Source organism: Streptomyces sp. NPDC029216 (assembly GCF_040648015.1).
Lineage (GTDB): Bacteria > Actinomycetota > Actinomycetes > Streptomycetales > Streptomycetaceae > Streptomyces.
Genome location: NZ_JBEZWL010000002.1, coordinates 15298 through 35716, shown reverse-complemented (window position 1 = coordinate 35716; position 20419 = coordinate 15298). Strand labels below are relative to the sequence as shown.

The window sequence follows — 20419 nt, the reverse complement described above, 5'->3', positions numbered from 1 at the left end:
CAGTGGCGATCAGGACCGATGAGTCACGGATGCGGCCCTTCGCTTTCGCGGGCGCCGGCGCCGGGGGCGGACACCTGCACCGCCGGTATTCGGACCGGCTATCCGAAATTCGATCCTCGGTGTGCGGCCTCCCTTCGAATCTGGAAGTCTCGTCCCTGTCGGGCCGTCGCAACGGCCTTCAAGGTCATTCAACGCCTGTGATCCGAAAGGAATTTGATCATGCGTCACCGTCTGGCCGCCGTCTCCGCCGCCGCCCTCCTGTGCCTCGGCGCAGCCGCGGGCGCGGCGCAGGCCGCGCCCGCGAGCCCGTCCGCTCCCTCCGCCATGGTCCTCACCATCACCCACGGGGACGACGCGGCCTCGGGAACGGTCCTGCGGGCGGCCGTCCTCAGCTGCGCCTACACCGCCGAGGGCACGCACCCCGACCCCAGGGCCGCGTGCGACGCCGCGAACGCCACCGGCGGCCGGTTCGACCGCCTGCTGGCCGCCCCGGCCACGGGCCGCGCGTGCCCCAAGCGCCTGGACCCCGTCACCGTCACGGCGGACGGCAGCTGGCAGGGCGGCCGGATCGCGTGGAAGCACACCTTCGTCAACGCCTGCGTGATGTCCGCGACCCTGAACGGCAATCCGCTCTTCGCGTTCTGAGCCGCCCGGGTAGTCGAGCCGTTTCCATCATGTGCGGCAGCACCCTGCGGTAGAAGTACCACATGATGCCTGTAGAGGAAGCCCGGGACGAACTCAAGCACCTGCTGAGCCGTTGCGAACGCTGGTTAAGCGACGAGGACGGCCCGGGCGGCCTCCTCACCGACGAGGCCGGTCTGGCCGACGACGCCGCCCGCATGGAGGCCCTGCGCACCCGCGTCCTGTCCTCCATGCTCAACGTGGCCCTGCTCGGACGGCAGTCGTCCGGCAAGAGCTTCCTGATCAGCGGCCTCCAGGGTGGCCTGGAGTACATCCCCATCACCGACGAGGACGGAATGCCGTCGGCGGAGTTCCTCGGGGTCCTTCCGTCGTCGGCGCGCCCGACCACCGCATGCCCGTGCACGGTCGTCCCCGTCGGGGACGAGCTCTCCGTGACCGGCACGGGCCGGGCACTGCTGCGCGCGAGGTTCGCCGGCGGCAGGGTGGAGGACATCGGCACGGACCTGCCGCCCGCCGTGGTCTCCGCGTACGGGGCGGTGGACGGCGACCTCACCAACCGACACCGCGAACACATCAACCTCCGGGTCGAATCGATCGAGCTGCTCCTCGCCGACGCCCGCCTGCCGGTCAAACTCTTCGACCTGCCCGGCTCGGAGTCCCCGATCGAGGAACACGAGATCATCATGCGGGAGGCGTGGGCCAAGGCCGACTGCTTCATCTACGTGAGCCATGCGACCTCGGCCCTCACCGCCAACGAGCTCCAGCTCATCCGGGACCTCTACGCCCACCACATGCAGAGCAACGCGAACAAGAAGGTGCTGTGGGCCCTCAGCGGGATCGACCTGGCGACCCAGCGGGAACAGGGCCAGGCCGCCTGGAAGAGCGTGCTGGCCACGAACAACGCCTACCTGCGCACGCACTTCGGCTCCCCCGGCGGACAGTTCATCGGTGAGGGGTTCCTGCCGGTCTCCGCCGCCTGGGAGGCCGAGGGCGCGTTCAAGAAGGCCCAGGGCGAGGACGGTGACACCCTGGTCCGGCTCAGCGGCATGGAGGCCCTGCGCGACCACCTGCGGAACCTGATGGAATCCGGCGCGGGGCACGCGCACCTGCGCCAGGTCGCCGACGAGGCGCGCTGGCTCGTCCGGCGCCGCCAGCGCCAGCTCGCCGACATGCTCGACACCCACCAACTGGCCGTTGAGGACCTGCAGGTCCAACAGGACAGCCTGCGCGCCCGGATCGCGGGCGCGGAGCGCTCCCTGGAACGCATCCGGACCGAACTCGGACGCGAGCTGCAGCGCAGGATCCGCGCGGCGCGGGGGCCCTTCAGCGGCCTGGCCGACGTACTGCACCAGCAGCTCGACCCGCTGATCGACCGCGGCAACCTGAGCGCCGAGCACGCCAACGAGGTCGACGTCCTCCAAGTCCAGCTGTTCAGCCGGTGGATGACCTCGCCCGACGGCCCGGCCACCTTGTGGGAACGCGAGCTGCGGGCGTTCGACGTGAGCGCCCGGCAGCTGCTGCGCGCGGAGCTCGGGCTGGACGCCGGCTCCCAGCTGGTGGCACCGGAACCGCTCGACACGAGCTTCTTCCCGATGCGGACGGACGGCCGCCAGCCGTTGACGGCCTACGGGGTCGTCCAGGCCGCGGCGAACACCCTGGGTGTCGCCAGCCCGCTCGCGGCCGGGGCCGTATGGCTCACGACCAGCCTCAGCCTCGCCACCATCGCGGTTCCCGCGGGCGCCGCCGTCCTGACGGCCATCGCCATCGCCAAGATCACGGACCTCCTCAAGGACCGCGAGTCCCAGGTCGAAAGGGCGCGCCAGGAGCGCAAGGAGATGATCGACGAACACGTGAAGCAGGCCCGCAGCGCCTTCGAGCGGGTCACCCAGAGCCAGGGCCGGCTCCTGATCGACGCGGTCGAGCACCACCACGGGCAACACCAGACCCGCCTGAAGTCGACGCTGGTCCAGATCATGGAACGCATCAACGCGGAGGACACCGTCCGCAGCCGCGCCGTCATCGACCGCCTCACCCCCGTCAACCAGACCGGCCAGGCGCTCGTCACCGAACTGCAGGACCTGCGCGACGCCCTCGGCCACGACCTCAGCGGCCGATGAGCCGACGGGCACCGGGCCCGAACCGCTCGTAGGCGGTGTGCCTGGACCGTTCCTGGGCGGGACGGGGTGGGACGGTCCAGGCCGGGCGAGGGACGCCGCGTCCTCGGGCTGCGGGTTACGCGCTGGTCGGTATGCCCGCGTTCGTGAGGATGTCTCGGGCGGGCAGGGCGGTGCTCTGTGCCGCGGTGAGCCCGGAGGCGGTGAGGTGGGCGTCCACGATGCGCAGGCCGGCCGCGTATCCGGCGGCGTCGGGCAGCCCGACGGGTTCGCAGCCCATGCGTCGGGCGGTGGCGTCGCCGTACACGTACGGGGGCAGGTTCGACATCCCGGCCACGTCGACCGCCGCGGTGACCTTGGCCTGTGCCTCCTCCAGTTCCCGGCCGGACAACGTCGTCGCCCAGGGCCCCATCGCGTCTTCACCGGCCAGCTCGCGTACGAACGCCTCGGCCAGCCCCTCGGCCACCACCTGCTCGCCGACCGTGACCGTGACCGGATTCCAGACCACGTTGGCATAGCGCACGTTGTGGTGGAGCTCGTGCGCGGCGGCGTATCCGATCTTGGCGAGGCTGGTCTCGGTGGGCCACATCGTCAGCTGGATCGCCCCCGGAATGCCGCCCATCCCGAAGTAGCCGCCGTTGCGGACCGTCAGCAGCTCGTCGTCCGGGTCGCCCAGCGCGAGGACGACGTGCACGGTCTCGGCGGCCTTGATCCCGGGCACGGCTGCGCTGAGCCGTGTCCACGCCGCGGCGAGGCAGTCCTCGATCCGGTTCCACACCTGCGCGTCCTGCATCTGCCGCAGGGCCGCCAGGTAGCGAGCATCGTCCACGTCGATCCGGAAGCCGCTGCCCGCCTGGTGCATCTGGACCATGTCCAGGTCACCGATTGCGGACATGGCGCTTTGCAGGGGGCTGAGCATCTCGCGCAGGGCATCGGGCCGTTCCCCCAGGGGGCGCTGGAGGAGATCGAGCATGGCGGACGCCGTGTCATGAACAATGATCTTCATGAGATGGGACCGTAGGACCTCCCCCTACGTGAGGATCAAGCCGCCGCGGGTGTCAGAGCTGTGGGGGAATCTCGGGGCGTGTTGCGGGCGAGGGACGAGCGCGGTCGTCAGGTCGGCCGCCGTGGACACACCGTCACAGCCCCGAGACCCTGCGTGGCCCCCGCGCGCTCGCGCGTGACCGTTTCGTCCCCGGACCGGTGTTCGGCCCTCGTGCGACGTTCGAACCGGCGTATTTCGGGTAGAACGGTCTGTTCGACCCGTGCCGCGCCGCCAGGACCCCGCGGTGGGCCGGGCGACGGGTACCCGACGAGGCGGTGACACGATGTCCCAGTGCAAGATCCCCGACTACCGCACCGGCCACCGCGGCCGGCACTGGACCCATGCCCTGCGCAGCGCCCAGAAGGCCGGGGCGGTCGTCGTCACGGACGAGACCGGTGAAGCGGTCCGCTACACCGGCGAACGCAGCGGCCCCGGCCGCTTCCGTCCCTGGGTGACGGTTTCGGGCGAACGCTACGACAGTCACGAGGTCCATCCCGAGTGGTAGGTGCCGGGGCCCTCGTTGCAGACCGTACGGCTCGCCCGACCTCCGGCGCATGCACGCCGGCCGGTACCGGCTGCTCTACCGGGTCACCGCCGACGGCGACGCCAGGGGCACGGCGATCACGGTGCTCCACGTCGGCCGCGTCGCCTGACGCCCCCGCATGCGCGGGTTCTTTCGGCCGGGCGGTGCATGCGAGGGAGTTCCGGGGGCATGCGAGTGCGCGGAGGTGATGGTCATGGTCCCCCTGCTCCTCGTTCTCCTGCTCGTCCTGATTCTGTTCGGTGCCGGTTTCGCGCTGAAGATCCTCTGGTGGGTGGCGATCGCCGTGCTGGTGATCTGGCTCGTCGGATTCGTCGCCCGGCCGAAGGACGGCAGCGGCCGTTGGTACCGCTGGTAGCCGCAGCCGGCCCGCCACGAGCACAGCCCGGGCCGGTGGGGCCCGCACGGTGACGGCGGCGGCATCCTCATCCGCGGAGGGGACGCTTGACCGGCCGGGCCGCACTCGCGGACGTGTCGTCCTCTGCGGCGCCGGCCACGTCGTCGTTACGGAGCCGCCGTGAGGAACTCGCGCAGGTCCACGACCGCGTACTCCTCCTCCAGGGCCGCGTCGATGATCCGGGGCAGGGCCTCGGCGTCGAGTACCACCCCGTCGCCCGTGCTGCTCCCGACGTGCATCTGCAGGACGGCCCCGGGCTCCAGCGAGTCCACCGCCCTGCGGACCGCCTCGTGCACGGTCATGCCGCCGGCCGGCCCCAGGTAGCCGTTCGTGTCGCTGGTGAACTCGATCGCTGCGTAGCCCAGGTCGTTGACGTCCGCAACCGAATCCTCGGTCGTGGAGCTGTACGGGAACCGGAAGAACGGCAGGGGCTCGGCCCCCGACGCCCTACGGATCGCCGCATCCGCCGTGCGGACCTCCCGCACCCGCTCCTGCGTACTCAGGTCGTCGAAGTACGGGTGGCTGTTGGAGTGGTTGCCCAGCCCGTGTCCCGCCTCGGCCATCGCACGCACGGCAGCCGGACATGCCTCGGCGTACATTCCCGTGGGGAAGAACGTGGCGGGTGCCTTCCGCCGGCGCAGCTCCGCCAGGACCGTGTCCAGGCCGCTCTCGTCCCACGCGGCGTTGAAGGTGAGCGCCACCACCCTGCGCGACGTGGGCAACCGCCGGATCTCCTGCCCGAGCAGCGCCGCCGGCGGCCGGGGGCCGGCAACGGTATCGGCCCCGCGCCCCCGGGCGGCCGGCGCGGCCAGAGCGCTCGGGCCGGGGACCAGCCCCGCGGCCAGCAGCGCCGCCAGCGCGGCACGTCGTCCCACATCCACCACGGTCACTCCCTCGGACACCGCGCCGCCCCGCGTGGCGCTCCCACGAGTGTGCGAGAGCAGCGGGCGAGGACCCGCGCAGCCGTGCCGGGCAGCCGGGTGATCTCCGCGCGCCGCACCGACCGGGCCCGCCCCCGACCGGCGGTTCACGGGCGCCAGTCGGCCTCCAGGTCATGGGAGTCCGTCTTGGTGAGCTGGGTCAGTGCGGTGCCGTCGGCCCGTACCAGGTAGAGGTGTTCGGGGTCCGCATCGTCAACGCCACCCCTGGTGAAGACCAGACTGTTGCCGTCCGGGGACCAGGACGGGTTCTTGTCGTTGGCGCGGGCCGCGGTGATGCGGTGGAGGCCGGTGCCGTCGGGGCGGACCAGGTAGAGGTGGGCGAAGCCGGAGGAGTCCACTCGGCTGAAGGCGATCCGGTTCCCGTGCGACCAGTCGGGCGTCCAGTCGTGGGAGCTCGGCCCGGTGACCGCGGTCTGGGCCAGGGTGGACAGCCGGATCTTCATCACCCGGCTGTGTCCGCCCGCGTCCGCTCGGCTGAACGCCAGGTACTTGCCGTCCGGGGACCACGTCGGATGGAGGTCGTCAGCCGCGGTGTGAGTGAGCCGGGTGGCAGGAGTGCCGTGGATGTCGGCCACGTAAATCTCGCGCTGGGTGCCGACCGGCTTGGCGTAGGCGATCCGCTTGCCGTCCGGGGACCACGCCGGGTCGGAGGCGCCCTTGGTGCCGGGGACGGCCTTCAGGTCGCTGCCCGTGGTGCTCATCGTCCAGATGCCGTCGATGGCGCCACCGGATCCGTAGCGGACGAAGGCCACCCGTTTGCCGTCCGGGGACCAACTGGGCATGACCTCGCTGACGGTGGGGGTGTGGGTGAGCTTGACGGTCGTGCCGCCACTGGGGGAGATCGCGTAGAGGTCCTCCGTGGGGGCTGCCGCGGTGTAGCGGGCGAAGACGATCGGGCGGCCCCCCGCCGCCCCTGCCGCCCCCGCGTCTCCTGCGGCGCCGAGGGTCAGGGATGCGGCCACGGCGACCGCCGTGGCGGTCACCACCGCCCAGCTGCGCCGTGTCGTGCCGTTCGCTCCGGTCCGGCGGATTCCCCGCGCCCTTCCGGCGGATCTTCCCTTACCAGTGGTGCGGTGTTGGCGGCGTGTCAAGATGCCCACCCCATCTCTCCCTGCGGCCTGCGGCGGGCCGCTCCGGCCCGCAACATCCCACCGATGGGGCTCCGTGGAAAGCAGGGGAACCGGGCCGTACGAGCCCTGTGACATGTTCCGTACATCGCTGTCACACGCCGGCGCGACCCCCGGGGCTCAGGCGCCCGGGTTCGGCTCTGCTCAAGGGAAACGCGGTGCAGGTCGTGGCGAGATCCGGCAGGATCGCGTTCATGGAGATCCGCCGCATCACCACGGCCGAGGCCGTCCTTGCCGCCGGGCATCTCTTCGATGTGCCCCCTGTGCCGGAGGCGACCGAGAGGTTCCTGGCGGACGAGCGCCACCACCTTCTGGTCGCCTACGTCGATGACGTCCCGGCAGGGATGGCCACCGGCGTCGAGATGACGCACCCGGACAAGGGCACCGAGATGTTCCTGTACGAGCTGGGTGTGGACGAGCCGTTCCGCGGGCGCGGTGTCGGCCGGGCCCTGGCGTCGGCGCTCGCGGACCTGGCGCGCGAACGGAACTGCTACGGCATGTGGACCATCACGGACGAGGACAACGTGGCGGCACGAGCGACGTACCGCCGTGCCGGAGGCGTCCCGGAAGAAGGGCAAGTGGCACTCGCCTGGTCCTTCGACCAGGCGTAGATGCCTGGGATTCTTCCCGCCCACTCATCCGCGGCCTCCCCCGGCGCCTTTCGCGGGAGCCACACGCCAGGGTGCGAAGGCGCTCGCCGTGCGGGGCAGGCAGCCCGCCAGTTCGGGGCAGTGCCGCAGTACCACGCTGGTCATGCCGTTGCGTGCGATCCAGTCCATGCCCAAGGGCGTATACACCTCGGGCCGGAAATCGACCGTGAGGAAGCGGTCGCTCTGCAGGCGTCGGGTCGCCATCAGGATGAAGATGCGGAACGCCGTGTCGCTGAAGCCGAAGCCGTGCGGCGGGTTCTCGGCGAAGAGACCCACCATGGTGTCGATGTGATCGACATCGCGGTAGACCTCCTTCAGGCGCGCGACGGTCTCCGCATCGGAGGTCAGGTCTTCGAAGCGCCGTAGGCGCGGCTTGTGCAGGCCGGCCCGGAAGTCGTTGTACCGGGGAACCCCGCGGCGCCGGGTCCGCACCAGGTCGACCACGGACAGGTCGATGATCTCGCCGTCCCGCTCGAACGCCTGGAGCGCTCGCGGAAAGTTGTGCAGGGTGATCGCGCCGGGATGTGCCGTGCCGAGCGAGTACAGCGAGTTGGCCAGGCCGGTCTTGCGCATCAGGAGTTCCGTGGCGGACCCCTGGAGGTCGTTGAACCCGAGGGTGTCCAGACGTCGGCCGAGCCGGTGGTCCACGATCTCGAAGTCATCGGGGAGCAGCGGGTGCATGCGGTAGACGGTGACGAAGTCTTCGGTGAGGGAGTACGGAGCGGCGTGATGGTCCGGCAGGGTCTCGGGGATGCCGGTCAGCGAGTGTGATTCGAAGAGCCACAGACCCAACTGGTCGAGCCATTTCTTCGGCGGGCCCTGCCAGTTGGTCTTCAGACCGATGTCGATCACTTCGGTGGCGAGGATCGCGGGAGTCCACTCCACGGTGTGGATCTTCGCGATGAGCGCCGAGACGACCAGTCGCGCCGTGTGGTAGACGCGTTCCTCGTCCAGGCGCGGGTATTCCTGCCGCAGGGCCTCACACACGACATTGTGTTCGCGGGCGAAGAGGGTCTGCATCGCGCTGAGGCCGAACCACCAGCTTTCCGCGAACCCGGTGAGCGGGAGGCCGTTCGGCCCGACCGGAAGGTGGCCGTCGTCCAGCCTCAGGGTGGCGCCACCGTCCGGTTCTCGCAGCGACATGCCGGTTTCCTTGTCGCCGCCGTAGATCTCCGAACCGTCCCACCAGTGGGACGCCGCATTGGCGAAGAGCGTGGGTGGTCCCTGGCCGTCGGCCGGGTGCAGCCCTTCGTTCTCGGCGAAGCGCATCACCTTCTCGGGAGGTCCGCCCGGCGTGTTCTTCCACGTGACATCGGGCGGGAGCGGTACCTCGACGGTCTTCGTACCGGTCGGGTAGCGCTTGTGGTTGACCCAGTCGTGTACCTGGAACTGGATCCAGGCGGCGGCCAGGATGTTCAGCGAACGCGCCGGGATGAAGGCGTCGCGGTGCAGCAGTTCCCTGCTGACCGTGACCGGGTTGGGTACGTCGAACAGTTCCGGCTGGTAGACCGGGGCAAGGTTGCGGCCGAAGGCGGCCCCGATGGCGCCCATCGTCGGCGCGGACAGGTCGTTGTAGGTGCCGTCGTAGCTCCGCGCGACCCGCATGCTTTCGTCGATGGCCGCGGGCACGGGCTGAGTCCTGGGCGGGGCCTCGTGGCTGTCGGTGTCGATCAGGTTGGACCGCCGCAGCTGCTGCCGCAGGGCCACGAGGTTCAGCAGGCCGAGGGGTACGGGCAGCCGGTGCCAGGGGACGAACCGGTTGAGGACACGGAAGGCGCCGCGCAGCGGAACGCCCAGTACGGCATTGCGCCGGGGCTGGACAGTGGCGAACCGTTGGCCCAGGCGGTGCGCGCTGCTGGCCTCGTAGGCGGCCTTGCGTGCACGGTTGAGGTTTCCGAGAGGCCGGAACGCCTCCGTGGTGTTCCACGGGTTGAAGGCGACCTGCTCGACCCGTGCGGCTGCGGCCCGGGCCTCGGCGGAGTCGATGTCCTGGCGCGGGATGGTGAGGGTGGCCACCCGCACGGGAGGGGTGTCCCCCTCCTTCCATTCGGCGGTGCCGTCCTCGACGGGTGTGCGCCGGGCATCGACGTAGCGCTGGACGTACAGCTCGAAGACGACGTCCGCCCTCTTCAGCCGCTCCGCGAGTTCGTGGTGCAGATGGTCGGGGTCGCCGGGGGAGGGGTCCGGGGCCGGCGGAGCGTCCCCGGCGGGGCGCAACTGGTACCGGACCGGTCCCGCACCGCCCCACAGGACGGCGCCGCGGCTCCAGTACGTCTCCAGAGCCAGGCTGCGGACCGTGTGGCGCGTACCGGCACGCACGTTGTGGCGCATGCGCGCGGCGGTGGACCAGCCGACGGTGAGCGGCAGCCTGACGAACAGCGCGAAGCCCTTGCGCAGCGTCGAGTCGGCGCCCGCCATCGCCTTCGCGAATTCGACGAATTCGCGCGCGTCGCGTGCGTGCGAGACCGGATGGCTCGTCATGAGGAGGTCGTGCGCCTCGTCCGACCCTGCCGCGATGCGCAAGGCCGCCCCGCGCAGATCGGGGGCGTGGTCGGGCTGACGGGAGCCGTTCGCGTTCGAGAGCCGTACGGTGGCGGGATACTCGGCGCCGGGACTCGCGAAGCCGGTCCGCAGGTCCGACGGCAGGTCGTCGCTGAACCTCAGGCGCGCGTTCTCCGCGCCGAGGACCCCTTTGGCATGGAACGTCCGCGCGATGTCGGCGGCGCCGCTGCGTTTCCTGGACTTGAGCTGGACCCGCATGAGGTCATGGGCAAGCCGCTCGAAATGGAGCCGTTCCGCATCCGGGTTCCCGCCCACGTAGTGCTCGTACTGGCCGATCTCGTCCATGTGTGCCTCTTCGCCAAGGCGCCCCCGGTCGGCCGGACCTGAAGCTGGAGGCCGTGTCGGGGCGACGCTGCGCGGCTGCCCGAGACTGAGCCTGCGGGCACCTCCGTTACACACGGCAACCTTGACGCAGCGGTGCGGTCGCGTCGCGCGGAACGGCGCAGACGGGTGGCGTCGGGACCCGCGCCGAGGCCCCGCAGCCCGCGGCCGTCGCCGGGACGGGCCACGCCGTGTGCAGGAGCGGGATGCAGCGACCAATGGCAAGCTGGATTCTGGAATCCGACCCGCGGCAGCAAATTCGAACGTCAGTCGGAGGGGGCGAGGGAACCGGGGAGAGGGCGATGAGAGTTTACGAAGCCCTGGTCAAGGGACTGGAAGGAATCGGGGTGCGGGCCGCATTCGGGGGCGCCGGAGAGAACGCCGCCGGCCTGATGCTGGCGCTGAAGCACTCACGGCAGATCCGGCCGGTCATCACCCGGCACGAGCAGGCCGCCTCCTTCATGGCCTGCGGGTACGCGATGTACAGCAACGAACTCGGCTTCTGCTTTGCAACCGCCGGACCGGGCGCCTTCAACCTGTTCTCCGGCCTGGCCGTGGCGATGTCCGACTCCTACCCGGTTCTGGCCGTGTCGGGGTACGCGTCGAGAGCGTGGCAAGGGTGGGGATCACTCAACGAAACCTCGGGCCTGAACAGGACGCCCGACTCGCGGGCCATGTTCGCGGCCACGACGAAGAAGTCCTTCCTGCTCACCGATGCCGCGGACACGTGCGATGTGCTTGAGGAGGCGGTCAACACCGCGTTCGAAGGCAGGCCCGGACCGGTCCACATCCATGTCCCCGAGGACCTCACCCACCGCGGCGTCGAGGTCACGAACTTCCGCGACATCCGGCTCCATGTGCCGCCGGTCGTCCCGGATCCGGCGCGCGTGGAGGAAGTCGCGTCGATGCTGGCCGAGGCCCTCGCCCAGCGGAAGCGCATCGTGGCGCTCGTCGGCTTCGGCGCGATCCGCAGTGGGGCGGGAGCGGAGGTCCTGCGGCTGATCGAACGGTTCCGGATCCCTCTGCTCACCACGCTGGACGGCAAGGGCATCGTGTCGGAGGGACACCCGCTGTCGCTGGGCGTCTTCGCGGACAGCGGTCACTCCAGTGCGTGGAAGGCGTTCCGCGAGGCCGATGTCGTGCTGTGCATCGGCAACTCCCTGAACCAGCACGCCACGTTCAACTACCGCGAAGACCTCTTCGCGAACAAGGTACTCGTCCATGTGAACATCTCCGAGGCCGAATTCCGAAAGGCCTACAAACCTGACTACCCCTTGCACTCGGACGCGCGCCTGGCAGTGGCGGCCCTGAACGAGGCCCTGGACGAGAAGGTCGGCGAGGTCCCCGCGGCCGATGTGGCGGGCCGCGACTACGAGGCCCGCCACATCGTCCACCTGCCCGGAAGGATCCATCCGGGGGAGCTGGCCCAGACGATCGGCCGCATGTTGCCCCCGCAGGGGATTCTGCTCGCCGACGCCGGAGCACACCTCGCCTGGCTCGGCTACTACGTGGAGCTGGAGGAGGGACAGAACTTCCGCAAGGCCGGGTCGTTCGGCCCGATGGCGGGGCACGTCAACGGCGCCATCGGCCTGAAGCTCGCGCACCCGGAACGGACCGTCGTCGTCGGTTGCGGCGACGGGTGCTACTCGCTGTCCGGCTTCGAGCTGATGACGGCCGTCGAGCACGAGATCCCCGTCATCTGGGTCATCTTCGACGACGAGGAATTCAAGCTGATCAAACTCTTCCAGCTCACCACCTACGGAGAGACGGGGCTGGTCGAGTTCCAGAACCCCGACTTCGCCGCATACGCGCGGGCATGCGGCGCCGATGGCTACCGCGTCGAGACGCTCGACGCGTTCGAGAAGGCCTTCAGCGCAGCGCTGGCCTCCGGCCGGCCCACCCTGATCGACGCCAGGATCACGCGCTGGGCCGTTCCCCACTACAGCCCGTCCCCCGACGGCGTCATCGCCGGACTCGTGGAGACGGTCGAAGCCCGCCTCCGCGACTGACGCCCGCCATGGTCACCGGTGTGGGGCGGACGTGGCACCCGGGTCCGAGTGTCGGGCCTCGGGCGCGCCCTGAAGGGACCGAGGTATGAACGACCCGCTGAACACCCGCAGCCGTGCCGGGTTCGAGGCCCTGATGAACCAACCGCTGCTCACCTCGATCTGGCATCGCCGCACCCACCGCGTCAGCCGAGGGAGCTCGGTCGAGGCCGGTTCGATGAGCTGGGCCTCCAGCGAACCACGAACCCCGCTCACCGAACTCGAAGAGGCCGTCCTGATCGCCATGACGGGGTGCTCCGGCCTCACCATGCCGGACCGTCCCTTCGCCGATCCGCGCGACGGCAAACCCATCATGGCCAAACCGAACCTCAACATGCCCGGCAGGACCGCCGGCAGCCCCGACAACGCCCAGGGCACACACTTCTTCCTGATCAACGACACCGGCACCTACTTCCTGCGCAAACTGCCTCCTCCGGCCGACGGTACGACGCCGGAGTTCGACGCCGAGACCCTGTGCGCCCGCGCGGCCGAGGCGAAGGTGCGGCTGCTCGACCACCGTCTCGACGTACCGGACGGGAAGCGGGACTTCCCCGCCTACCTCGACTCCAACCGCTTCCTGTCGAACCTGCCCGGCACGACACTCCTGCTTCCCGTGGTGGACCTGTCACGGCAGTACATCAACGGGCTGATGTACCTGCTGACCCAGCCCGAGGGAGCACGGCCGACGATCGTCGACGACCGGAACCTCTACCGTCCGGCCGGCGTGCGGAAGTGGGTGAAGTCAGGATTCCTGAACAAGGACATCAAGCTGCCGTTGGGCGCCATCTGGGCCATGCGCACGCAGATCGAGGCCGACCTCCTGCTCCAGAACCTCATGCTCACCGCCGACGCCATGGGTCTCGGAGCCTGGATCCACGCCTCGCTCGCCCCGCCGATCATGCTGGGTGACCCGAAGTTCCGCGCCGACTACGGCCCCATGCTCGGCTTCGACTGGACCACCCCGAGGTGGAGACCGGCGGACCTGCTGCGCTGGCACGTTCCGCTCCCCGGCTACGCGAACCTGCGGGCGGCCCCCGTCGCCCTGCGCCACAACGGCGAGTACCTCATCAAGGCGATGTGTCCGCCCAACCACGGCAGCATGGGGGAGGCGGTCGACGCCGTCGTGGCGGGCAAGTTCGGGCCGAAGGGCATCTATGCCGACGAGGCGTTGTTCGCCCGCATCTACCGCGGGGACTTCGGCAGCCGCTACCTGCACCAGGCCAGTGACTACTCCGCCGACGTCATCGCCTGCACGCGGGACATCTGCACCTACATCTACGAGACGCACGGACGGTTTCCCGCACACTGCGACACGATCCACGTACCGGGCGTCTGGCTTCAGGCCCATCACGTCGAGAACGGCTACTACGAGCGGTTCTTCCGGGGCGGGCTGACCGAGAGCCACCGGACACACGACCAGAACTGGCACGGGTGGTAGGACGCCCGTTCCCTCGTCGGGTGGGGCCGAGCGGGTCCTGTTCCGTCGCGAGTACCGGACAAAACGGCACCAGACATCTCCGGGCCATTACTCTGCGTGCATGCCGAATGCTCAGGCGCAGTTGAAACTTCGGGAAGTACCGGGCTGGGCGGTGGGGCTGTGCCTGTTCGGGCTCGCCGCCGGTCTCTCCATGGTCCTCTGGTACGGGGCGGCTCCGCCGTTCGGGGCCAGGCCCTCGGGGGACGGGGAGCTGCGGCTGCAGTTCGCGGCGACCGCCGCGGGGGCCCGCGGCCTCGTGAAGGCCGGGGGCGGGGCCGAGCTCTTCCAGGACGGGCTCGTGCTGGACTGGTGCTGGTTCATCCCCGGGTACGCGACGGCCCTCGCCGGGGCGTTCGGACTCGGGCGCCTGCTCCTCTACCGGAAGGTCACGCGACTGTGGGCCCTCCGGGCCGTCATCCTCACCCCCGTGGTGGCGGCGGCGGACTGCGTGGAGAACGCCTTCCTCTGGAAGGCCCTGGACCGGATCAAGGCTGACCCGATGGGTCCCGTACTGCCCTTCGCCGACGCCCTGCGCAGAGGACCGGAGCGTGATCTGGAGCGGAACCTGGAATGGGCGAGCCACTTCGCCCAGCTGAAATGGGCGCTCCTCATCCCCCTGGTGGCAGCGGCGCTCCTGACCGTCGGCACCCTCTGTTCCCGCCGGGTGCTGGCCCCTGCCGTGGTGAGGACCACGAGCGAGGGCCGCCCCCGTCCTGTCGTGGAGTACGTGGATCAGCCCGCCCCGGCCGGCGAGGACCTGCCGGACCTGATCCTCCCGCCCGCCGCGCCCCACGACTGGGAACCCTTGTCCGAGTGGACCGCTCCCGACCCGGCGAGGCCACACCTGGCCGCGGACCCGAAGGACAGCGCGTCGGTGCGCCAGCGCAACCGCCGGTACCAGCCGCCCGGCCGCAGGCCCGGGGAGCTCGGCTTCTGCGTCTCCGGCGGCGGCATCCGGTCGGCGTCGGTCACCCTCGGCGCCCTGCAGGCACTGCGCGAGGAACTGCTCAAGGCGGACTACCTGGTGTCGGTGTCCGGCGGCGGCTACACCGCCGGGGCCCTCCAACTGGCCCTGACCGATGCCCGGTTCGTGGATGCGAAGGGGAACCCTTCGGTGCCGCGGCCCGGACTCGCACAGCCCGCGGACGTGTTCGCGCCGGGCAGCCCGGAGGAGGACCACATCCGCCGGCACGCGAAGTACCTGGCGGACATGCCCAAGGAGAAGCTGCACGCCGCCGGGGCGGTGCTGCGGGGAATGGCCGTCTCCTTCGGCATGCTGGCGCTGGTCTTCGCCGTGGTGGGCCAGTTCCTCAACGCGTTCTACTCGCGCCTTCCGCTGACCGACCTGCACCGCTTCGTCCCGCGGGCGAAGGGTTTCCTGCCGCCCTTTCACCTGTACCCGAACGCCTGGCTGCCCGTCCTCGCCCTGTTCGGCCTGGCCGGTCTGGTGTCGGTGGCCTTCGCCTTCGCCGGAGCGTGGACCAAGGCGTCCCGCCCCGCCTGGCTGCGCAGCATCGTGAAGGCGATCGTGGCGATGGCCCTGGCGGTCGCCCTGCTCTCCATCGTCCTCCCGGCGCTGATCTGGTTCTTCGCCTGGCTGGCACACGCACAGGGAGTGTTCTACAAGGACGGCAGAGGGCTGTCGCTGCTCGCCGCGCTCACCGCGGCGGTGACCGCGGTCGGCACCTGGTTCACCGTCGTGCACAAGACGGTGAAGCAGCTGACGCCGGAGGGAGAACGGACCAGCCCGTTCCGCAAGGGTGGCCGCTCCCTCGTCGTCCAGGTCGGCGGCGGCTGGGTGAAAGCCGTGGTGTGCTGGCTGGTGCTGCTCCTGGTCACGTTCTTCTACCTCGCCCTCATGGCCTGGGCCGCCGTCTACGCGGGCAGCTGGAACATCTGGTGGAAGGCCGGGATTCCGTTCGCGCTGCTCGTGCTGTCGCTCGTGATCGACCAGACCACGTTCAGCCTGCACCCCTTCTACCGGCAACGGCTGGCAGGCGCCTTCGCCGTCCGCCGCGCGGTGTTGAAGGGCGGCTCCGTGGGCGCCCTGCCGTACGACTACAACCGCGAGCCGACCCCGCTGCACCCCTACGCGCAGCGGGTGGAGGGCTTCCCCCAGGTCATCTTCGCCGCCTCGGCGGCCGTCTCGCTGCGCAACCGGACCGCGCCCGGGCGCCCGGCCGTGCCCTTCACCTTCGCCTCCGACTACTGCGGTGGCCCCGATACCGGTTGGGTCCGCACCAGCACCCTGCAGGCGACGGCCCCGGAGCTGATCGGGCGCGACCTGACCGTACAGTCCGCCGTCGCCGTGTCAGGAGCGGCCTTCGCCTCGGCGATGGGCTCCCAGACGATGTTCATGGAGCGGTTGCTCGCGCTGTCCAACGTACGGTTGGGCACGTGGGTTCCGAACCCCCTCTACATCGCGGAACTGGCGAAGTACGGGCCCGACCGGATCATGCCGCGGCTTCCCCGGGTACGGCGGCTGCGGTACCAGCTCCAGGAACTGGTGGGCTGGTTCTCCGACACCACGCCCTTGCTGCTGTGCACCGACGGCGGGCACTTCGACAACCTCGGCCTGGTCGAGATGCTGCGGCTCCGCTGCCGGACCGTCTACGTCATCGACTCCTCCGGAGACACCCCACCCCTGGCCACCACCCTCGCCCAGGCCGTGACGCTGGCCTATGAGGACCTCGGCGTGAAGATCACGTTCAACAGGGAGCAGGGCCGGAACCTGCTGGACCTGGTACCCGGCAGCGGGAAACCCCTCTCGCCCGAGACACCGTTGGCCGCCCTGAACGCCCGCTTCTCCGCCACCTGCGTGGTGCGCGGCACGATCGAGTACCCGGAGGAGGTCGAGTTCTCGCCGGGCACGCCGAAGGACACCAAGGGGACGATCATCTTCGTCAAGGCCACCCTGACCCCCGACATGCCGGAGGAACTGCTGAGCTACGCCCTGCGCGAGCCGGCCTTCCCCCGCCAGGCCACCTTCGACCAGTGGTTCGACCACGCCCAGTTCGACGCCTACCGTGCGCTCGGTCACCACCTCGGCGGCAAAGCCAGGGAACTCCGTCCCGACGCCCCGGGCGCTTAGCCCTCCGCCCTCCAGGCCTCCGGGCTGTGCCGGTGATGGCGATGTCCCCCGGCGAGCACCCGCCGCAGCGGGGCCAGGTGCTCGGTGCCGGCGGGGAGTTCCAGCCGGTCCAGCAGGGCGAGCGCGGGCTCCGGTTCGAGCTGCCCGTACACGACGTGGTAGCTCTTCAGCAGGGCCCGGAAGACGGCCGGGTGCAGCTCGGGCACCCGGGCCGCCGCCTCGTAGGTGGCGGCCTTGGCCTTCCACGACACCGGGCCGGAACTCTCCAGGACCCGGCGCGCCCGGCGCAGCAGCGGCTCCGGGGCGCCGGGCAGCAGCCGGTGGCGGTCGTTGCCGAGTACCTCGGCGAAGGCCTCCTCGGCGGTCTGCGCGATGAACCACTCGAGCCGGAGCGAGCCGGTGATCGCCGGGTACTCCCGGACGGCTTCGAGCCTCCGGCGGTAGCCGCCCCAGAGCAGGTCCGCCGGCAGCGGTCCCTCGGGCCCGACGTGGGCCGAGTGGACCTGCCCGGTCACCAGGGAGTGACCGCCGAGCACGTCCATCAGCCCGAGCGCCACCCGCAGCCTGCCCGCCAGGTCGAGCGCTTCGTCGGTGAAGGCCATCGAACCGAGCCCGTTGCACAGGTCCTCGGTGGTGAGGTCCTCGGCGGGCGGCTCCGCGTCGTACCAGGCGTCGTGCCCGGTCTGCGTGATGCCGTCCTCGGCGAGCCAGCGCCGGGCGATCTCGCCGTCCGGTACCTCGGCGAGGAACGCGGTGACCGCCCCGGTGAACTCCTCCGGGGCGCCGGCGTGCACCAGATGGCCGACCGGGATCGTGGTGAGGCGGGCGTCCGGGAGCCGGCGGGCGAGTTCGGTGACGGCCTCCTGCGGGATGTGGCTGTCCGGCCCGCCCGCCACCACCAGGGTCGGGGCCGTGATCAGGGAGAGGCCTTCCAGCCAGGACGGGTCGGGGCGGTCCAGCTGACGCCGGACCGCGCGCACCATCGCCCAGTCGAAGTCCGGCTCCCCCTCGGGCCGTACCGGAGCGACCGGCTCGCGGGGGAGTGGCGCCGGGGCGTCCTCCAGGACCAGCCGGACCACCCGCCACGGGCTGTGCTGCGCGACCAGCTGCGCCACCACACCGCCCATCGAGTGGCCGACCAGGTCCACGCGGTCCAGGCCGACCGCATCCAGGAATCCCAGCACGTCGTCGCGCATCAGCTCCAGCGAGTACGCGCCGGTCCGCTCGCTGCGGCCGTGGCCCCGCAGGTCCAGGGCGTACACCCGGCGGTCCCGCGCGAGTGCCTCCCGTACGAGGGCCCAGTCGTCCGCCGTCCCGCCCAGCGCGGGCAGCAGGAGCAGCGGGTCGCCGCCGGCCGGGCCGGCCACCTGGTACGCCAGCCGGACGCCGTTCACCGTGAGGGTGTGGTGCTCTGTCATCCGGCCGACAGTACGCGCAGCCCTACCGGCCTCATCCGGGTGCCCCGGCCGCGCGGCCACGGCGGGCCGGGGGGTGGCGGGGGATGCTGGGACCATGAGCGACTACAGGTCCGGGCCCGCTGTGTCCGGTGGCGGTGGGGTGGTGACGATCGGCGTGGAGGAGGAGTTCTTCCTCGTCGATCCCGTTACCCGTCTGGTCGTCGCGGCCGGGCCGGCTGTGGCCGGGCGTGCCGCACGCGAGGTGGGTGATCTGGTGACCGAGGAGTTCGCCCTGTGCCAGGTGGAGGGGCGGACGCCGCCGTGCAGGTCGGCAGCCGAACTGCGCGGAGAGCTGGAGCGGGTGCGCGCCGCACTGGTCGCGGCGGCCCGGGCGGAGGGGGTGGCGCTGTGCGCATCGGGCACGCCGGTACTGCAGGAGGAGGGGCCGGTGCGCGTCGCCGGCCATCCGCGCTACCAGGCCGGCCGGGCGCAGTACCGCAGCATGATGGACGACTTCGCGATCAGCGCCCTCCACGTCCACGTGCACCTTCCCGACCGCGGGCTCGCCGTGGCGACGGCCAACCATCTCCGGCCCTGGCTGCCGCTGCTGATCGCGCTGAGTGCCAACTCGCCGTTCGAGCGGGGCCGCGATACGGGTTATGCGAGCTGGCGGTCGGTCATCCGCAGCCGCTTTCCGTGCCTGGGGCCTCCTCCGTACGCGGACTCGTGGCAGGAGCACGAACGGCTCGCCGAAACCATCGCCGGCACCGAGGCCATGCTGGACCCGGACCTGCCGTTCTGGGACGTGCGGCCCAACCCCCGGCTGCCGACCTTGGAGATCCGGGCGATGGACGTACAGCAGGACCTGGACGACACGGTCGCCGTCGCCGTTCTCCTGCGTGCCCTCGTCGTCACCGCCGCCGGCCGGGCGCGGCGTGGCGACCGCGGGCGGGCCTGGCCGGGGGAGGTGCTGCGGGCGGCGTGCTGGCGGGCGGCCCGCGACGGATGGAGCGGTGAAGGCTTCGACCCATGGACCGGCCGGTCCCGGCCGGTCACCGAGCTGGCCCAGGAGATGACGGCCTCCACGCGGGAGGCGCTGGAGGAGACGGGCGACCTGAGCGCGGTCACGGCTCTGTTCGGCCGGCTGGCAGCGAGCGGGGACGGCGCGACCCGGCAGCGGGCCTGGGCCGCGGGCGACAGCGGACCGGAGACGGTGGTGGACCGGCTCGTGCTCGCCACCGCCGCCGGCCGAGCAGCGCCGGGGTGAGGTCAGGGGGCGGCGAGGGTGGTCACCAGGACGTCCCGGTGGCCCGGACGGGCCGGATCCCGCGGCTGCAGCGGCGAGACGGCGTGCCAGGTGGCCCGGTCGTCGCTCAGCAGCAGACTGCCGGGCTCGCTGAGCGTGGCCGACGCGATCTCCGCGCCCTCCGCGTCGTACACGGTGCTGCGGCCGCCCGTCACGTTCCGGCGGCCGATCAGCAGCGAGGACACGAGGGTGACCCCGTCCTTGTGACGGCCCTCGGGCGTCGGCTGGCCCAGGCTGCCGGTCTGGGCGAGGACCCGGAAGGGATGCACCCGGACGATCCACTGTCCGCTGTCGTCCAGGCCCGCGGCCACCTCGCCGAGCGTCCGGATCAACGCCCCCAGCACGGGCTCGCCCCGGAACGCGGCGGTGAGGGGCTCGAAACGGCGCTCGACGTCCACGTACAGCGGATTGCTGGCCTGCGGCTGCACGAACGTCTCGTGCGGCAGCGGGCTGATCTCGCCCGACCGCGACAGCAGGAACCGTCCGATGCGACGGAGCCGGCTCGTGCCCTGTTCGGCCGCGTAGGGGTCCGCGACGAGATCCTCCCAATGCCCGGCCAGTTGCTCCCAGGCCGCGGGACCGGCGCCCAGGCACCGGGAGGTTGCGGCCGCGTCCATCAGGTACCAGCCGCGGCCGGCGACGGCCGCGCGCGCCGCTCCGACCGCAGAACCCACCCCGCCGGCAGCCTCGACGTCCCCGTCCGGCACACCTACGGCTCCCCGGCCCCGCTGCGGGCTCCCGTGCTCACGGTCCATGACTCCAG

At 71.0% G+C, this 20419-nt stretch carries 16 protein-coding genes; 10 read left to right on the top strand and 6 right to left on the bottom strand.

What is annotated here, in order from left to right; all coding sequences use genetic code 11:
* Positions 1–219: 219 nt before the first annotated feature.
* A complete protein-coding gene (locus AB0F18_RS01065; RefSeq protein WP_362053218.1) occupies positions 220–645 on the top strand; it encodes a subtilase-type protease inhibitor in 426 nt (141 codons plus the stop codon).
* A 62-nt stretch (positions 646–707) separates the two neighbouring features.
* A complete protein-coding gene (locus tag AB0F18_RS01060) occupies positions 708–2759 on the top strand; it encodes a hypothetical protein (protein WP_362053215.1) in 2052 nt (683 codons plus the stop codon).
* Between the two features lie 115 nt (positions 2760–2874).
* Here the strand turns inward: AB0F18_RS01060 and AB0F18_RS01055 are convergent, their stop codons facing one another.
* Entirely contained in the window at positions 2875–3762 is an 888-nt protein-coding gene (locus tag AB0F18_RS01055) for a DUF2268 domain-containing putative Zn-dependent protease (RefSeq protein ID WP_362053212.1), read from the bottom strand.
* A 322-nt stretch (positions 3763–4084) separates the two neighbouring features.
* Between AB0F18_RS01055 and AB0F18_RS01050 the strand changes: the two genes are divergently transcribed.
* The 3 genes from AB0F18_RS01050 (at position 4085) to AB0F18_RS01040 (ending at position 4700) form a co-directional block, all read left to right on the top strand.
* Entirely contained in the window at positions 4085–4306 is a 222-nt protein-coding gene (locus AB0F18_RS01050) for a hypothetical protein (protein WP_362053209.1), read from the top strand.
* Positions 4293–4454 (top strand): type II toxin-antitoxin system RelE/ParE family toxin, encoded by a 162-nt coding sequence (locus tag AB0F18_RS01045; RefSeq protein ID WP_362053580.1) that lies wholly within the window; start codon positions 4293–4295, stop codon positions 4452–4454. The genes AB0F18_RS01050 and AB0F18_RS01045 overlap by 14 nt, the downstream gene beginning before the upstream one ends.
* An 84-nt stretch (positions 4455–4538) precedes the next feature.
* Complete coding sequence (locus AB0F18_RS01040; protein ID WP_362053206.1) at positions 4539–4700, top strand: hydrophobic protein; 162 nt, start codon at positions 4539–4541, stop codon at positions 4698–4700.
* 146 nt (positions 4701–4846) lie between these two features.
* On the opposite strand, the gene AB0F18_RS01035 is transcribed toward AB0F18_RS01040, so the two are convergent.
* Complete coding sequence (locus AB0F18_RS01035; protein WP_362053203.1) at positions 4847–5614, bottom strand: polysaccharide deacetylase family protein; 768 nt, start codon at positions 5612–5614, stop codon at positions 4847–4849.
* Positions 5615–5766: 152 nt separating this feature from the next.
* A complete protein-coding gene (locus tag AB0F18_RS01030; protein WP_362053200.1) occupies positions 5767–6642 on the bottom strand; it encodes a hypothetical protein in 876 nt (291 codons plus the stop codon).
* Positions 6643–7001: 359 nt separating this feature from the next.
* Between AB0F18_RS01030 and AB0F18_RS01025 the strand changes: the two genes are divergently transcribed.
* Complete coding sequence (locus AB0F18_RS01025; RefSeq protein WP_362053197.1) at positions 7002–7418, top strand: GNAT family N-acetyltransferase; 417 nt, start codon at positions 7002–7004, stop codon at positions 7416–7418.
* A gap of 24 nt (positions 7419–7442) precedes the next feature.
* On the opposite strand, the gene AB0F18_RS01020 is transcribed toward AB0F18_RS01025, so the two are convergent.
* Entirely contained in the window at positions 7443–10304 is a 2862-nt protein-coding gene (locus AB0F18_RS01020; RefSeq protein WP_362053194.1) for a peroxidase family protein, read from the bottom strand.
* 254 nt (positions 10305–10558) lie between these two features.
* On the opposite strand from AB0F18_RS01020, the gene AB0F18_RS01015 reads away from it, so the two are divergent.
* The 3 genes from AB0F18_RS01015 to AB0F18_RS01005 all read left to right on the top strand — a co-directional run bounded on the left by AB0F18_RS01015 (position 10559) and on the right by AB0F18_RS01005 (position 16953).
* Positions 10559–12349: a thiamine pyrophosphate-binding protein gene (locus tag AB0F18_RS01015; RefSeq protein WP_362053191.1), complete on the top strand. Its 1791-nt coding sequence runs from the start codon at positions 10559–10561 to the stop codon at positions 12347–12349.
* A gap of 85 nt (positions 12350–12434) precedes the next feature.
* Positions 12435–13823: a hypothetical protein gene (locus AB0F18_RS01010; protein WP_362053188.1), complete on the top strand. Its 1389-nt coding sequence runs from the start codon at positions 12435–12437 to the stop codon at positions 13821–13823.
* A 100-nt stretch (positions 13824–13923) separates the two neighbouring features.
* Entirely contained in the window at positions 13924–16953 is a 3030-nt protein-coding gene (locus AB0F18_RS01005; RefSeq protein WP_362053185.1) for a patatin-like phospholipase family protein, read from the top strand.
* On the opposite strand, the gene AB0F18_RS01000 is transcribed toward AB0F18_RS01005, so the two are convergent.
* Positions 16950–18371 carry an alpha/beta fold hydrolase gene (locus AB0F18_RS01000; protein ID WP_362053182.1) on the bottom strand — a complete coding sequence of 474 codons (1422 nt, stop codon included), beginning with the start codon at positions 18369–18371 and terminating at the stop codon, positions 16950–16952. The two genes, AB0F18_RS01005 and AB0F18_RS01000, sit on opposite strands and share 4 nt — an antisense overlap.
* Before the next feature lie 94 nt (positions 18372–18465).
* Here AB0F18_RS01000 and AB0F18_RS00995 point away from each other — a divergent pair, with 94 nt between their 5' ends.
* A complete protein-coding gene (locus AB0F18_RS00995; protein ID WP_362053179.1) occupies positions 18466–19617 on the top strand; it encodes a YbdK family carboxylate-amine ligase in 1152 nt (383 codons plus the stop codon).
* A gap of 2 nt (positions 19618–19619) precedes the next feature.
* On the opposite strand, the gene AB0F18_RS00990 is transcribed toward AB0F18_RS00995, so the two are convergent.
* Positions 19620–20411, bottom strand: a complete 792-nt coding sequence (locus AB0F18_RS00990) for a 2OG-Fe dioxygenase family protein (RefSeq protein WP_362053176.1) — start codon at positions 20409–20411, stop codon at positions 19620–19622.
* Positions 20412–20419: the final 8 nt, after the last annotated feature.